General features: G+C 73.7%; 11 protein-coding genes. 5 read left to right on the forward strand and 6 right to left on the reverse strand.

The window, feature by feature from the left end; all coding sequences use genetic code 11:
• The first annotated feature begins 82 nt into the window (after positions 1-82).
• The 4 genes from JT362_RS04630 to JT362_RS04645 all read left to right on the forward strand — a co-directional run bounded on the left by JT362_RS04630 (position 83) and on the right by JT362_RS04645 (position 5,339).
• The gene (locus JT362_RS04630; RefSeq protein ID WP_260189759.1) at positions 83-2,431 is read left to right on the forward strand and encodes a beta-xylosidase/alpha-l-arabinosidase; all 2,349 of its coding nucleotides are present in this window, start codon (positions 83-85) and stop codon (positions 2,429-2,431) included.
• A 1-nt stretch (position 2,432) separates the two neighbouring features.
• On the forward strand, positions 2,433-3,509 hold the full coding sequence (locus JT362_RS04635) for a Gfo/Idh/MocA family protein (RefSeq protein ID WP_260189760.1): 1,077 nt from the start codon (positions 2,433-2,435) through the stop codon (positions 3,507-3,509).
• On the forward strand, positions 3,500-4,378 hold the full coding sequence (locus JT362_RS04640; protein ID WP_260189761.1) for a DUF6807 domain-containing protein: 879 nt from the start codon (positions 3,500-3,502) through the stop codon (positions 4,376-4,378). Before JT362_RS04635 ends, JT362_RS04640 begins: the two co-directional genes overlap by 10 nt.
• A gap of 91 nt (positions 4,379-4,469) precedes the next feature.
• Positions 4,470-5,339, forward strand: coding sequence for an SEC-C metal-binding domain-containing protein (locus JT362_RS04645; protein WP_260189762.1), 870 nt, complete (start codon positions 4,470-4,472; stop codon positions 5,337-5,339).
• 7 nt (positions 5,340-5,346) lie between these two features.
• On the opposite strand, the gene JT362_RS04650 is transcribed toward JT362_RS04645, so the two are convergent.
• From JT362_RS04650 to JT362_RS04680, 6 genes are all read right to left on the reverse strand, one after another.
• On the reverse strand, positions 5,347-7,584 hold the full coding sequence (locus tag JT362_RS04650; protein ID WP_260189763.1) for an alpha-glucosidase: 2,238 nt from the start codon (positions 7,582-7,584) through the stop codon (positions 5,347-5,349).
• Between the two features lie 40 nt (positions 7,585-7,624).
• Entirely contained in the window at positions 7,625-8,740 is a 1,116-nt protein-coding gene (gene pcaDC / locus JT362_RS04660) for a bifunctional 3-oxoadipate enol-lactonase/4-carboxymuconolactone decarboxylase PcaDC (RefSeq protein WP_446014125.1), read from the reverse strand.
• Complete coding sequence (gene pcaB / locus JT362_RS04665) at positions 8,737-10,008, reverse strand: 3-carboxy-cis,cis-muconate cycloisomerase (protein ID WP_260189764.1); 1,272 nt, start codon at positions 10,006-10,008, stop codon at positions 8,737-8,739. The genes pcaDC and pcaB overlap by 4 nt, the downstream gene beginning before the upstream one ends.
• Positions 10,008-10,781, reverse strand: coding sequence for a PIG-L family deacetylase (locus JT362_RS04670; protein WP_260189765.1), 774 nt, complete (start codon positions 10,779-10,781; stop codon positions 10,008-10,010). The genes pcaB and JT362_RS04670 overlap by 1 nt, the downstream gene beginning before the upstream one ends.
• Positions 10,782-10,798: 17 nt before the next feature.
• The gene (locus tag JT362_RS04675) at positions 10,799-11,995 is read right to left on the reverse strand and encodes an MFS transporter (RefSeq protein ID WP_311202663.1); all 1,197 of its coding nucleotides are present in this window, start codon (positions 11,993-11,995) and stop codon (positions 10,799-10,801) included.
• A gap of 209 nt (positions 11,996-12,204) precedes the next feature.
• Positions 12,205-12,963 (reverse strand): DUF8017 domain-containing protein, encoded by a 759-nt coding sequence (locus JT362_RS04680; protein WP_260189767.1) that lies wholly within the window; start codon positions 12,961-12,963, stop codon positions 12,205-12,207.
• Between the two features lie 165 nt (positions 12,964-13,128).
• Here JT362_RS04680 and JT362_RS04685 point away from each other — a divergent pair, with 165 nt between their 5' ends.
• Positions 13,129-14,358, forward strand: a complete 1,230-nt coding sequence (locus JT362_RS04685; RefSeq protein ID WP_260189768.1) for a thioester domain-containing protein — start codon at positions 13,129-13,131, stop codon at positions 14,356-14,358.
• Positions 14,359-14,367: the final 9 nt, after the last annotated feature.

A 14,367-nucleotide genomic window follows, 5' to 3' on the forward strand; every position in this document is an offset into this window, starting at 1 on the left:
TTGCTACCGTCGTAATAACAGGGTTAGCGTGGATGCATCGATTCCGAAAGTTTTCGGAACATTGATTCGAACGGACGGCGGCATGCTCAACGAGGCTGACGGCGCGGCGACGGTCGTCGAACCGTGGCGCGACACGCGTCGCACGATCGACGAGCGGGTCGCGGACCTGCTCGCGCGGATGACACTCCAGGAGAAGGTGGCCCAGCTCTACGGGGTCTGGCTCGGCCAGGACGACGGCGTGGACGACGGCGGCGGTGACGTGGCCCCGTTCCAGCACGAGCAGGTCGACGCGGCGCCGGACTGGTCGACGCTGATCAAGCAGGGCCTCGGCCAGCTGACCCGCCACTTCGGCTCGGCTCCGGTGACCCCGGTCGCCGGCACCGCGCGGCTCGCCGACCTCCAGGCGGAGATCATGGCCGCCGGCCGGTTCGGCATCCCCGCGGTCGTGCACGAGGAGTGCCTGAACGGCCTGATGGCCTGGGGCGCGACCATCTACCCGACCGCGCTGGCCTGGGGCGCGTGCTTCGACCCCGACCTCGTCGGCGAGATGGCGGGCCAGATCGGCGCCACCATGCGGAGTCTGGGTGTCCACCAAGGACTCGCGCCGGTGCTCGACGTGACCAGGGACGTACGCTGGGGCCGCACCGAGGAGACCATCGGCGAGGACCCGTACCTGGTCGCCACGGTCGGCACCGCGTACGTGCGCGGGCTCCAGTCCGCCGGTGTGGTCGCCACCCTCAAGCACCTGGTCGGCTACTCGGCCTCGCACGCGGGACGCAACTTCGGCCCGGTCGCCATCGGCCGCCGCGAGCTCGCCGACGTGCTGCTGCCGCCGTTCCTGCACGCCCTGACCGAGGGCGGAGCGCGTTCGGTGATGAACTCCTACGCCGAGATCGACGGGATCCCGCCCGCCGTCGACACCGACCTGCTCACCCGCCTGCTCCGCGAGGACTGGGGCTTCGCCGGCACCGTGGTGTCCGACTACTTCGCCGTGACGTTCGTCGAGACCCAGCACCGGCTGGTGGCCGGCGCGGCGTCGGCGGCCGCGCTCGCGCTCCGCGCCGGTGTCGACGTCGAGCTGCCGAACGTGTACTGCTACGGCGAACCCCTGGTCGAGGCCGTCCGTACCGGCGCCGTCGAGGAGTCCCTTGTGGACCGTGCGGCGGCCAGGGTGCTGCGGCAGAAGTTCGAGCTGGGACTGCTGGACCCGGACTGGCGGCCGCCGGTCGTGGACGGCCGGATGTCGCTGGACCCGCCGCCCGCGCGGGAGCTGGCCCGCCGGATCGCCGAGGAGTCGGTGGTGCTGCTGGCCAACGACGGCACGCTGCCGCTGCGCCAGGGCACCCGGATCGCGCTCGTCGGCCCGCAGGCGGACACCGTCGGCGCGATGCTCAGCTGCTACACCTTCCCCAGCCACGTCGGCAGCAAGCACCCGGACACCTCGCTGGGCATCGAGATCCCGACCCTGCTCGACGCGCTCACCCGCGAGGTGCCGCCCGAGCTGGTCGAGCACGCCCGCGGCTGCTCCGTGGACACCGACGACACCGACGACACCGCCGGGATCGAGGAGGCCGTTGCCGCCGCCCGGCGCGCGGAGGTGTGCGTGGTCGCGCTCGGCGACCGGGCCGGCCTGTTCGGCCGGGGTACCTCCGGCGAGGGCTGCGACGTGCCGGACCTGCGGCTGCCCGGCGCGCAGGGCAGGCTGCTGGCGGCCGTGCTCGACACCGGCACCCCGGTGGTGTTGGTGCTGATGACCGGCCGCCCGTACGCGCTCGGCCAGTACGCCGACCGCGCCGCCGCGATCGTGCAGGCCTTCTTCCCGGGTGAGGAGGGCGGCCCGGCGGTCGCGGGCGTGCTGACCGGCCGCGCCGAACCGGCCGGGCGGCTCCCGGTCAGCGTGCCCGCCGACCCGTACGGCCAGCCGGCCGGCTACCTCGCGCCGGTGCTCGGCCGGTTGAACGACGCCAGCTCGGTGGACCCGACGCCGCTGTTCCCGTTCGGCCACGGGCTGTCCTACACCGACTTCGAGTGGAGCGGCTACGGCCCGTCGAGCTACGAGACCGGCACCGACGGCGCGGTCACCGTGGGCCTGACCGTGACCAACACCGGCGACCGGCCGGGCTCGGACGTCGTGCAGCTGTACCTGCACGACCCGGTCGCGCAGGTGACCAGGCCGGTGGTGCGCCTGGTCGGCTACGCGAAGGTGCGGCTGCTGCCCGGCGAGTCGCGGAACGTGGAGTTCCTGGTGCCGGCGTCGGCGTCGGCGTTCACCGGGCTGGCCGGGCACAAGGTGGTCGAACCGGGTGAGCTGGAGCTGCGGCTGTCGACCTCCAGCGCGGTCGTGCGGCACGTGGTGCGGGTGCGGCTGGTGGGACCGGAGCTGCGGATCGAGGACACCCACTTCCCGACGGTTGCCGTTACCGTGACCTGACGTGGCTACCTACACGAGCGCGATCGTCGGAACGGGTGTGATCGCCGGCTTCCACGCGGCGAGTCTGGAACGGCTGGGCGGGCGGTCCAGGATCGTCGCCGCCACCGACATCGATCCGAACGCACTCGACGTGTTCGCCGACAAGTGGTCGGTGCCCGGCCGCTACCCGGACCTGGACACGCTGCTCGCCGAGGAGTCGCCGGACCTGGTGCACCTGTGCACGCCGCCCGGCCTGCACGCCGCGCAGGCGGTCGCCGCGTTGGAGCGGGGTTGCCACGTGCTGTGCGAGAAGCCGCCGGTGCTCAGCCTCGCCGAGCTGGACGCCATCTCGGCGGCCGCGGGCCGGGCGCGTTTCGCGACCGTGTTCCAGCACCGGTTCGGCAGTGGCGCCGAGGGCCTGCGCGGGCTGATCGGCGACCCGCGGCTCGGCCGGCCGACCGCCGCGGTGTGCCACACCCTGTGGTTCCGCCCGGACGAGTACTTCGCGGTGCCGTGGCGCGGGAACTGGGACGTCGAGGGCGGCGGGCCGACGATGGGCCACGGCATCCACCAGTTCGACCTGCTGCTGTCGATCATGGGGGACTGGCGGGAGGTGGTCGCGGTGGCCGCCAGGCAGGCGAAGCCGACCGCGACCGAGGACCTGTCGTGCGCGATCGTCACCTTCGCCAACGGCGCGGTGGCCACCGTGGTGAACAGCGTGGTCTCCCCGCGCGAGGCCAGCTACCTGCGGTTCGACTTCGAGCACGCGACCGTCGAGCTGAACCACGTGTACGGCTACGGCGACGACGACTGGACGGTGACCGCCGCACCCGGCCACTCCGACGAGGTGGCCGCGGCGTGGGCGGCGGCGCCGACCGGCGTACGCAGCGGGCACGACGCCCAGCTGGCCGCGGTCCTGGACGCGCTCGACGCGGGCGTGGCGCCGCCGGTGTCGCTGCCGGACACCCGGCGCACGGTCGAGCTGATCGCCGCGATCTACGCGTCGGCGTTCACCGGCCGCCGGATCACCGCCGGCGAGCTGGACGCGGACTCGCCGTTCTACCACCGGATGGACGGTTCGGGGGCGCCATGGTCCTGACCCTGGTCGAGGACCACGGCTCCGCGATGCGGATCTCCAGCGACGGCACGGAGATCGCGCGCTACGTGTACGGCCCGACGGACGCCCGGCTGGAGTCCCCGCGCCCGTACTTCCACCCGCTGCGGACCCTCGGCGGGAGCCTGGTGTCGTTGTACCGCCCGCACGACCACGTGTGGCACAAGGGCATCGCCTGGTCCCTGCCGAACGTGATCTCCCCGGCCGGGCCGGCGAATTTCTGGGGCGGCCCTACCTACGTCCGCGACCGCGGCTACGTGCAGCTGCCGAACAACGGCGCCACCCGGCACGTCGACTTCTCGGTGGTGCACCCCGGCCCGGAGCGGGTGCGGCTGGTGGAGTCGCTGTCCTGGGACACCGAGCAGGGGGAGACCTGGTTCGCCGAGGAGCGGATGATCAGCGTCGAGCTGGTGGCCGGCGGCTGGGCGCTCGGCTTCGGCACCAGCTTCACGAACGTGTCGGAGGCGGAGGTGGTGATCGGCAGCCCCACCACCGAGGGCCGGCCGAACGCGGGTTACGGCGGCCTGTTCTGGCGCGGCCCGCGCTCGTTCACCGGCGGCGGCGTGCACGTCCCCGGCCGGACCGGCGGCGACGAGCTGATGGGCGTCCGCGCCCCGTGGCTGGCGTTCCGCGGCCGGCACGACGAGCGGGGCGGCGAGTCCACCCTGGTGTTCGTGGCCCCCGACGAGCCGAAGTGGTTCGTCCGCTCCGAGCCGTTCGCCGCGGTCTGCCCGGCCCCGTTCTTCGACCGCGAGGTGACCGTCGCCGCTGACCAGACGCTGTCCTACGGCTACACGGTGGTGGTCGCGGACGGCGCGCCCGACCCGGCCGCCTTGGTGGCCTTGGTGGTCTGAGAGGACCGTGCCCGGGCCCTGCTTCAGGTGAGGTACGCGGCCAACCGAGGTCGGCCGGACGTTCGGACGGTGCTCTGAGTAATCTCCGCCCATGCGTGGTGCGAGAGTGAGCGGCGACGACATCGACTTCGCGGTGCGCGACGCCATCGACCAGGGTTCGCCGGACGCGACGATCGACCGCCTGATGGCGGCGGTGCACGACGCCGCGCTGCGCGGCCCCGAGTTCAGCGTGGCGCACGCGATGCTGACCGTCAGCGAGCTGCAGCTGCGTTACGGCCGTGCCCCCGAGGCCGAGGCCACCCTGCGCCTCGCGGTGTCCGACGACGTGCACGACGAGCTCGGTGAGCCCCGTGCCTACCTGGCGGCGCTGCTCGCCGACACCGGACGCGGCGAGGAGGCCGCCCGCGAGTTCGCCAAGCTGGTGGACCTCGGCCGCGCCGGTGCCACCGAACACCAGCTCTACGCCGAGGCACTGGAGGCCGCGGGCGACTTCGAGGCCGCCGTCCGCGTCTACACCGCGGGCGAGGCCCTGGCCTCCGGGCGGTTGGCCGCGCAGCTCCACAAGGCCGCCGACCGGGCCCGCGACGGCGGCGCCTCCCGCACACCGGCGTCGGTGGCGTCGGTGCCACCCACCGTGCTGTTCTGGCCCAGGTCCGACCACGCCCGCGCCGTCGCGACGTGGCCCACCCTCAAGGACGACCTCGGCGCCGACTGGGACGAGCACCGCACGACCGTCGAACGCACGCTGGCCCGCGTCCAGGACCCGACGTACGGGGTGGCCGACTTCGACGCGTTCAACGCCCGTACCCGCGGCCTCCCGCCGATCGGCACCACCCTGAGCGGTTATCTGCGCACGCTCCCCGTCGCCGGCACCTGGCCCCCCGACCTCAGCGCCGCGTGCTGGTGCGGCTCGGGTCAGCGGTACAAGCGCTGCTGCCGCACCCGCGGCCTGGCCGGGTAGCCGGCGCCTACCTGGTCCCCGAGCCGGTGACGACGCGGTCGCGGATCCGCTGTCCCCACCGGTCGCCGACCGGGAAGAACACAGCGGGACGGCCGGGCGGTGCGGCGACCGTCACCGAGGACACGGACCCGGTGTCGCCGTGCTCGGTTCCGGTCCACAGGTGCACCCACCGGCCGGGCGGCAGGTGGGCGGTCACCGTCGTCGCGCCCGGTTCGAGCACCGGGGCGACCAGGAAGGACGGTCCGAACAGGAACTGGTCGTCGCTGCCGGCCGGCCACGGCCGTTCCGGGTGGACCAGCCGGACGTGGCGCAGCACGGGCATCCCGGTGGCGGCCGCCTCGGCGACGACCTCGGCTCGGTAGTCGGCCAGCGCCGCGAACACCCTCGCCTGCTCGGCGAACGCCGCCGCGGCGCCCGCGTCGTCGTACACCTGGGCGTTCTCGGCGGGACGGTTGCCCTCGTGGGTGCGCAGCAGGAGCCCCCAGGCGGACAGCTCGGTCCAGCGGCGGAGTACCTCGGGGGTACGGCGCACCCCGACCAGCGGCTGGGCCAGGCCGGTGTAGCCGCCGGTGTCGGAGTGCGTCAGCGGCATGCCGGACGCGCCGGCGGCGAGCATGCCGTGCAGGGCCGAGGTCATCCCGTCGGCCGCGCCGAAGTCGACCAACTGGTCGCCCGCCCACAACAGCGGAGCCGTAGCGGCGGTGTCCTGGCCGGCCGACCGGTGGAACACCAGGCAGTCCGGCAGTGCCGCGCGCCGGCAGGCCGCCGCGTTGACCCTGGCCCACTCGTCCGGCCACCGGTTGTGCCACTCCTCGGGGTCGCCGCCGTGCAGGACGGCGTCGAACGGCAGTCCCTCGCCGAAGTCGGCCATCCACCCGGCGATCCCGGCGCTGGCCACCTCGGTCGCGATGACCTCGACGTACCAGTCGACCGCCGCCGGGTTGCTCAGGTCGACCAGGGCGGCGGAGAACCCGCCCTGGTCGAGCAGGTAGGGCCCGCCCCGCTGGTCGCGAACCAGGTAGCCGGCGGCCTCCGCCTCCCGGAAGAGGTTCCTGCCCGACCGTCCGGCCGCGTCGACGAGGAAGGGGTTGACGTAGGTCAGCACCCGGATGTCCCGTTCGCCGAGGTCCGCGACCAGGCGCTCCCAGTCCGGGTACCGCTCGCGGTCGACCTGCCAGGTCCACCACAGCCGGTCGCCGAAGTCGGTCCGCCTGCCTCCGGTCCAGTCCTGCAGCCACACCGCGGCGACCGGCGCGTCACGCAGTGCCGCGAGCTTGCGCCGGACCTGGTCGGAGCCGCCCTGCAGGCCGACGATCGCCCCGTCGAGCGCCCAGCCCGGCAGCGCGTCCGGCCGGCCGGTGTCCTCGGTGCGGAGCGCGAGCAGGTCGGCCGGGCGGTCACCGGTGTAGACGGTGGCGTCCACCTCGTCGTGCCAGTGCGTGACGTCGACGAGGTCCGGGCGCCGCAGGTCCCAGGTGGAGTACCGGGTGGTGTCGAGCGCGACCGCCCGCCGGCCCCCGACCATGGCGAACGGGACCGGTGCGTAGGTGGAGAACTCGGCGCCGCCGGCGCCCTCCGTCGCCTCGGCGAGCATCGTCAACGGCTGCCGCCCGCGCCCGACACCCTGCTCCCTGGTCACGACCGGAACGAACTTTCCCGACAGGTCGAACCCGCTGAACTGGGCCCCGAGCCCGTGCACCGCCTCGCCGCCGTCCCGACGGACCCTGAGCACGACACCGTCGGCGCCAGGAACCCGCACCGACACCGCGAGCCGGTGCGGGTCACCGGTTCCCAGCCGCAGCTCGAACGGCACCGTCTGACCGGAACCCGCCAGCTCCCCGGCGACGGTGACCTGGTCGGACCCGGCGTCGACCCGGCCGACCCGCATCGAGGTCCACACCGCCGCACGGTGCTCGGTGGCGGTGAAGTGCCCGGTGTGCTCGCGCCAGTCGACGTGCCCGCGCACCGCCGCCAGCGCCGACCGCCCGTCCCGCGACCCGAACACCGCGGTGCCCTCGGCGTCGACCACCACCAGCCCGCGCTCGCCGGTCACCACGCGGTAGTGACCGGTCTCGGTGTCGACCAGGGCCCCGTCGGCCACCGACACCCGCCCCGGCTCGGGCAGCGGCGCGGGCGGTGCGTAACGCCCGTTGAGCACGGACAGCCCCACGACCGCCACCACACCCGACGCCAGCAACGCCACGATCACGACCAGCAGCGTGACCCTGACCCCCGGACGCGACATCCGCCGATGCTAGTGAAGCGTCCGCGCCGGGCGGTGGGTTTCAGTCCAGGTCGTCGAGGGTCTCGCGGGCGATGGCGAACGCGGTGTTGGCGGCCGGGGCGCCGGCGTAGACGGCGGTGTGCAGGAGGATCTCCGCGATCTCGGCGGGCGTGAGGCCGTTGCGGACGGCGGCGCGGACGTGCATCGGGAGTTCCTCGAACGCCCGGAGCGCGGTGAGCGCGCCCAGCGTGACCGCGCTGCGGGTTCGCCGGTCCAGCCCCGGCCGGGCCCACACCCCACCCCACGCGGACTCCGTCACGTACTCCTGGAACGGCCGGGTGAACTCCGTGGTCCCGGCCACCGCCCGGTCGACGTGCTCGTCGCCGAGGACCGCGCGGCGGACGGCCATCCCGGTCGCGTACCGGGACGGGCGCAGGTGCGCCAGGATCAGCTCGGTGAACTCCGCCGGCCGCTCGGTGTTGCCCAGGTGCGCGGCACCCTCGACCACCGCCAGCCGCGCGCCCGGGACCGCCTCGACGATCCGGCGGGCGTGCTCCGGCGGGGTGGCCCTGTCCTCCGCCCCGGCGATCACCAGCGTGGGCACGCGCACCGAGCCCAGGTCGTCCTCGACGGTCATCGTGCGGATGGCGTCGCAGCAGGAGGCGTAGCCCTCCGCCGGGGTCGCGGCGACCATGCGGCGCAGGCGGGCGGCCAGGCCGGCGTCCGCTCCTGGCGTGAGCCAGCGGCCGACGGCCGCGTCGGCCAGCGGTTCCATGCCGGACTCGCGGGCCGCGCGCGCCCGGTCCAGCCACATGTCCGGCGGGCCGAGCCGCGCGGACGTGCAGCACAGCACCAGGCGCTCCACCCGCGCCGGCTCGTGCGCGGCCAGCCACATGCCGACCATGCCGCCCAGCGACAGGCCGACGTACGACACCCGCGCGATCCCGAGCCGGTCGAGCAGCGCGACCAGGTCACCGGCCAGCTCGGCCAGCGTGTACGGGCCGGGTGGCGCCGGCGACCGGCCGTGCCCCCGGTGGTCGTACCGCACCACCCGGAACCCGGCGCCGACCAGGGCGTCCACCTGCTGGTCCCACATCGTCAGGTCGGTGCCCAGCGCCCCGGACAGCACCACCACCGGCCCGTCCGACGGCCCGCGCACCTCGTGGAACAGGGTCACCGTCCGTCCCTCCGTCGAGCGTGCGCCGCCAGGGCCCGGTCGACGAACTCGCCGGCCGCGCCGAGGTACCCGGCCGGGTCGAGCAGCTCCGGGTCGACGCCGAGCGACGTCAGGTCCCGGCCAGCGCGTACGCACTCCGCCACCGCGTCGTGCGCCTCGACCCGACCCATCGTCGGCGCCAGCTCCGCGGCCACCCGCTCGGCCAGCAGCGCCTCGCCCATCAGGTTCGCGCGCATCCGCTCCGGGTGCACGGTCAACCGGGACACGCTCGTCCGCAGCCACGACACCGCCGAGCCGGTGACCCGCAGCAGGTCCGCCAGCGGCTCCCACTCCGCGTGCCACGCGCCCGCGGCCCGCTGGTGCTCCTGCGCCGCGCACGCCAGCAGCGTCGCCACCAGCCCGGGCGCCCGCACGGCCGAGGCCCGCGCGGACACCGCGGCGACCGGGTTCCGCTTGTGCGGCAGCGTCGACGAGCCACCGGCACCATCGGCCGACTCGGTCAGCTCGCCGACCTCCGTCTGGGCCAGCAGCACCACGTCGCCGGCGATCTTGGCCACGCACCCGCACACCCGCCCGAGCACGCCGGCCAGGTCGGCGATCCGCCCGCGCTCGGTGTGCCACGGGACGTCCGGCTCCCGCAGGCCAAGCCGCCGCGCGTACGCCGCGAGCACCGCCGGGCCGGCCGGGTGCAGCGACGCCAGCGTGCCGACCGCGCCGCCGAGCTGCGCCGCCGGCCGCACCCCGTCCAGGGAACGCCCGGCCGATCCGAGCCCGGACAGCCACCCGGCCACGGTCAGCCCGAACGTCGTCGGCAGCGCCTGCTGCAGCAGCGTCCGCCCGGCCTGCACGGTGTCCCGGTGCTCCGCGCACAGCGTGCCGAGGTCGTCGCAGCACGCCCACAGGTCCACCAGCACCGCCGACACCGCGCGGCGCGCCACCAGCATCGCCGCGGTGTCCAGGATGTCCTGGCTGGTCGCGCCCCGGTGCACGAACCGGCGGGCCTCGGGCGGCACCCGCTCGGTCAGCGCGCGGGCGAGCGGCGCCGCCGGGTTCCCGGTCGCGGCCGCCGCGCCTGCCAGCTCGGCGACGTCGAACCGGGACGCCACGCACTCCGCCGCGATGTCCTCGGCGACGGCCTGGTCGATCAGGCCCGCGTCGGCCTGCGCGCGGGCGAGCGCGGCCTCCGCGTCCAGCATCGCCTGCAGCCACGCCGCGTCGGACACCTGCGCGCGTACCGGCCCGGCGGCCAGCACCTCGTCGAAGAGCATCAGTCGAACAGGTCGTACTCGGCGATCCCCGGCTCCGCGCCGACGCGGATGAACCACTCGGTGCCGAACACGTACCCGAACACCTCGTCCGGCATCGCCAGGAAGAACGACTGCTCGCTGATCTGGCTCGGGTGCGCGCGCATCGCCTGCCGCTTGTAGGTGACCCACGGCGTCACGTCGACCTTGGTGGTCAGGATCGCCTCCGGGCTGCCGAAGTCGTCGCCGAGGTCGGGCATCTCGAACCCGGCCACCTCGGCGAACTGCGACCGCCCGCGCTTGGCCGCGTCCCGGTTCATCGTCGACTGGTACACCCGGGGCGTGCCGGCGAGCTCCGCGGCCCGCATGCCGACCCGGTGCACCTGGATGTGGTCGGGGTGGCCGTAGCCGCCGTGGTCGTCGTACACGGTGAGCACGTCGGCGTTCTCCTCGCGCAGGATCGCCGCGAGCCGCTCGGCGGCCTCCTCGACGTCGGCGGTCCAGAACGTGCCGGGCGCGTCGTTGGTCGGCTCGCCCATCATCCCGGAGTCGGTGTAGCCGAGGAACTCCACGCGCGCCGCGCCGAGGATGCCGGCCGCGTCCTCGGTCTCCTTGACCCGCCGCTGCCACAGCTCCTCGCCCTCGCCGAGGAACCCGTCCGGCACCTCGCCGAGTTCGCCGCGGGTCGCCACCACGAGCACCACCCGGTGCCCCTGCTCGTAGGCCTTCCGCATGACGCCCCCGCAGGCGATGCACTCGTCGTCGGGGTGGGCATGGAAGGTCACCATCGTTGCCATGGTCGGAAACTACGCCCCTATCTTGATTCCTGGACGGCCACCGAGACCGTCTCGTCGTCGGCGCTCGACTCGGCCTTCGGCAGAGTCTCCGGCGCCGGCAGCCACACCAGCGCGGCGACCAGGCACAGCGCGCCGGTGACCGCGAACGCGACGCCGTAGGAGAGCTGGTCGGCGAGCAGCCCGGCGACGATCGGCCCGAGCACCGCGCCGATGTCGGCGGACATCTGGAACGTCGCGAGCACCGGGCCGCCGCGCCCGTCCGAGCCGATCACGTCGGCGACCGTGGCCTGCATCGGCGGCGCGAGCAGCCCCGCGCCGAGACCGGCGACCACGGTGGCGATCATGAAGGTGAGCACGGTGTCGGTCAGCCCGACCCAGATCGTGCCGCCGGCGGAGACCAGCAGCCCGCCCAGCACGATCGGTTTGCGCCCGAGGGTGTCGGCGAGCCGGCCGGACACCAGCAGCATGACCACGTTGCCGGCGGCGAACACGGCGAGCGCGGTGCCGGCGAACGCGTCGTCGCGGCGGAGCACCTCGGTGACGAACAGCGGCACCAGCGACACCCGGACCCCGAACACGGCCCAGCCGTTGGCGAAGCTGGAGCTCATCGCGGCGATGTAGGCCTTGTGCCGCAGCGCCTGCCGCACGGTGATGGTCGGGGCCTTGTCGTCGGTGGAGCGGGCGGCGAGCGTCGAGTGCCGCAGGAACCACCAGACGATGAACACGGCCACGAACAGCGCGCCGGCGTAGACCAGGAACGGCGCGCGCAGGGAGATCGTCAGCAGCCCGCCGCCGAGCAGCGGGCCCATCACGTTGCCGAGCAGGAACCCGGTGCCCCACAGGCCGGACGCGCGCCCGCGCAGGTGCGGCGGGGTGAGCCGGATCAGCAGCGCGATCGCGGACACGGTGAACATCGTCGACCCGATGCCGCCGACCCCGCGGAACACGACGAGCTGCCAGTACTCGGCGGCGAACGCGCAGGCCCCGGTGGTGACCGCGACGATCGAGATGCCGACCAGGTAGATCTTCTGCTCGCCGAGCATGGTGACCAGCCGCCCGGCGGCCGGCGCGAACACCAGCCGCGCGACGGCGAACGCGCTGACCACGATCGACGCGGCGGTGACGCTGACGTCGAAGCTACGGGCGAACGTCGGCAGCGCGGGCGCGACCAGCCCGAACCCGGCCGCGATGACGAAGTTGGCCGCGACCAGCACCCAGACTTCCCTGGGTAGGCGCTTGGACCCCGGTGCCCCCGATGCCGCCGTCGTCGTCCCCGATGCGGCATCCACCCGCGATCACCCACCCCACACGTCGTCCACCACCCGGCCCGGACGGTCCCAACGTCCGGACCGTGCCCAGCATTCCAACGCCATGAGGGTGGCCTTCGGGACGTTGAGCGTCCCGAAGGTCACCCTCATGGCGTTCACGAGACCGCGGCGGACGCGAGGATGTCCTGGGCGACGGAGGTGGGCAGGGGAGCGGGCTCGGCCGGGCCGCCGGCGACGTCGCTGACCACGACGAGCATGGTCACCCCGGTCGGTTCGCCGTCCTCCGCGAGCGCGACGCCGAGGATGGCGATCTCGCCCTCGGTGGCCTGGCACTCCGGGATCGTGACCCGCGGCGTGACCTTCGCGGTGAGCGTCATCGCGGGCCGCCCGTCCAGCTCGGACTCTTGTGGTTTCCCGACCTCGACCCGGGCGCCGGCCTTGAACGAGCCCGTGGCGAAGGACGTGGCGAACTCCCGCACGGTCTTCGCCAGGTCGAGGTCGGAGCCGTCCTTGGCGCGCACGTCGCCGCTGGTGGCGAAGCTGCGGATGTAGGTCTGGCCCTGGCAGGTGTAGCTGCCGTGGTCGGCGGTGCCGGTGAAGTCGACGCCGAGCCCGCTGTCGCGCTTGTCCGGCACGACCTTCCAGTCGTCCGGCACCTGGTAGGTCAGGCCGGCGTCGGCGGTGTTGTCGACCAGCCGCCAGCCGTCCTCGGTCTCTGTCTCTGTATCTGTCTCTGTGGAGGTCGTCGTAGCCGGAGCGGCGGCGGTGGGCGCGGCCGTCGGCGTGCCACCGCTCTTCCGGTTCACCAGCGCGATCGTCACCACCGCGCCGACGATGAGCGTGATCGCCAGCACGCCGAGGATCATCGGCAGCCGCGAGGGCGGCGGCGGGGGAGGCGGCGGCCATCCGTGCACACCCGGACGATAGACGCCGCTCCCCGAGCGGGGGTAGATCGTCAGAGTGACACCACCCCTGACATGGGCGTGTTTGGTGCCTGTGAGTAAGCTGCGGCTCCGCCTGATCGACTTCCCTGTACCACGAGTAGGCGAGGGCTGCACGACGCACAACTAGGAGAGCGCATGGCCAGCAGGTTCAGGGCCGTCCGCACCGCCGTCGCGGTGCTGGGCGCAGCGGTGACGGTGACGATGACCGCGGCGATACCGGCGACGGCCGAACCGGCAACCGGCCTGCCGACGGGCGAGGTCACCGGCTACCACGTGAACGTGGGCAAGGGGAAGCTCCGGGACATCCTCGCCAAGGTGTTCAAGGTGGAGCTGTCCGACGGCAGCACCGTCGACGCGTACTGCGTCCAGGTCCGCCGAGGCAGCGACCCCGAGCACGAGCTGGTCGAGCAGCCGTGGGACGCGTTCCCCGACGCGGACTCCCCGTTCCACGCCAACCGCGACAAGATCAACTGGATCCTGCACAACAGCTTCCCGGCGGTCGGCCGCAAGGCACTGCAGCGCACCCTGCGGGACGAGGGCGTCAAGCTGCACAACGGCGGCCTCAACCGCGAAGAGGCGATCTCCGGTACCCAGGCCGCGATCTGGCACTTCAGCGACGGTGTGGACCTGAACCGCAAGAACCCGCTCCCCGTCGTCGGCAAGGGTTTCGACAAGGACGTCCTGGCCCTCTACGACTACCTCACCGGTGACGCCAACGAGGGCCTGGGCGACCAGCCCACCCCCGCCCTCGAGGTCACCCCCACCGAGCTGTCCGGCGAGGCGGGCGAACGCATCGGCCCGTTCACCGTGACCACCACCGGCAACGTCACCAAGCTCAAGGCCGACCTCCCAGAAGGCGTGACGATCACCGACGCCGACGGCGAGGAGCTGACCGCCAAGCAGATCGAGAACGGCACCGACCTGTACCTGGACGTCCCGGCGGACGCCGAGCAGGGCGCGGTCACCATCGAGCTGACCGCGCGGGCCGGCATCGACACCGGCCGCCTGTTCGTCGGCGAGAACTACGGCAAGGGCGACAAGACCCAGTCACTCATCACCGCGAAGTCCACCCGCACGAAGATCACCGTGACGATCGGCGCCGACTGGGCCGCCGCACCGCCCACGACGACCGTGCCCCCGACCAGCGACACGTCCACCACCGCGCCCCCCACGAGCACCGCCCCCGAGACGACGACGGAACCGACGTCGACCTCGTCGGAGGCAGCCCCGGTGCCGCAGCCGAGGAACACCAGCGGCCTGGCGACGACCGGCGCGTCGATCCTGATGCCCGTCGTGATCGGTCTGGTGCTGGTCGGTGCCGGTATCGGCGCGCTGCTGGTCCTGCGCCGCCGCCGAGGAGCCTGACCGTCCGGT

Source organism: Actinophytocola gossypii, from assembly GCF_025165815.1.
GTDB lineage: Bacteria > Actinomycetota > Actinomycetes > Mycobacteriales > Pseudonocardiaceae > Actinophytocola > Actinophytocola gossypii.

Coding starts and splice junctions, on each gene's coding strand:
- JT362_RS04630 (WP_260189759.1), top strand. CDS start 83: ATGCTCAACGAGGCTGACGGCGCGGCGACGGTCGTCGAACCGTGGCGC.
- JT362_RS04640 (WP_260189761.1), top strand. CDS start 3,500: ATGGTCCTGACCCTGGTCGAGGACCACGGCTCCGCGATGCGGATCTCC.
- JT362_RS04645 (WP_260189762.1), top strand. CDS start 4,470: ATGCGTGGTGCGAGAGTGAGCGGCGACGACATCGACTTCGCGGTGCGC.
- JT362_RS04650 (WP_260189763.1), bottom strand. CDS start 7,584: ATGTCGCGTCCGGGGGTCAGGGTCACGCTGCTGGTCGTGATCGTGGCG.
- pcaB (WP_260189764.1), bottom strand. CDS start 10,008: ATGCTCTTCGACGAGGTGCTGGCCGCCGGGCCGGTACGCGCGCAGGTG.
- JT362_RS04670 (WP_260189765.1), bottom strand. CDS start 10,781: ATGGCAACGATGGTGACCTTCCATGCCCACCCCGACGACGAGTGCATC.
- JT362_RS04685 (WP_260189768.1), top strand. CDS start 13,129: ATGGCCAGCAGGTTCAGGGCCGTCCGCACCGCCGTCGCGGTGCTGGGC.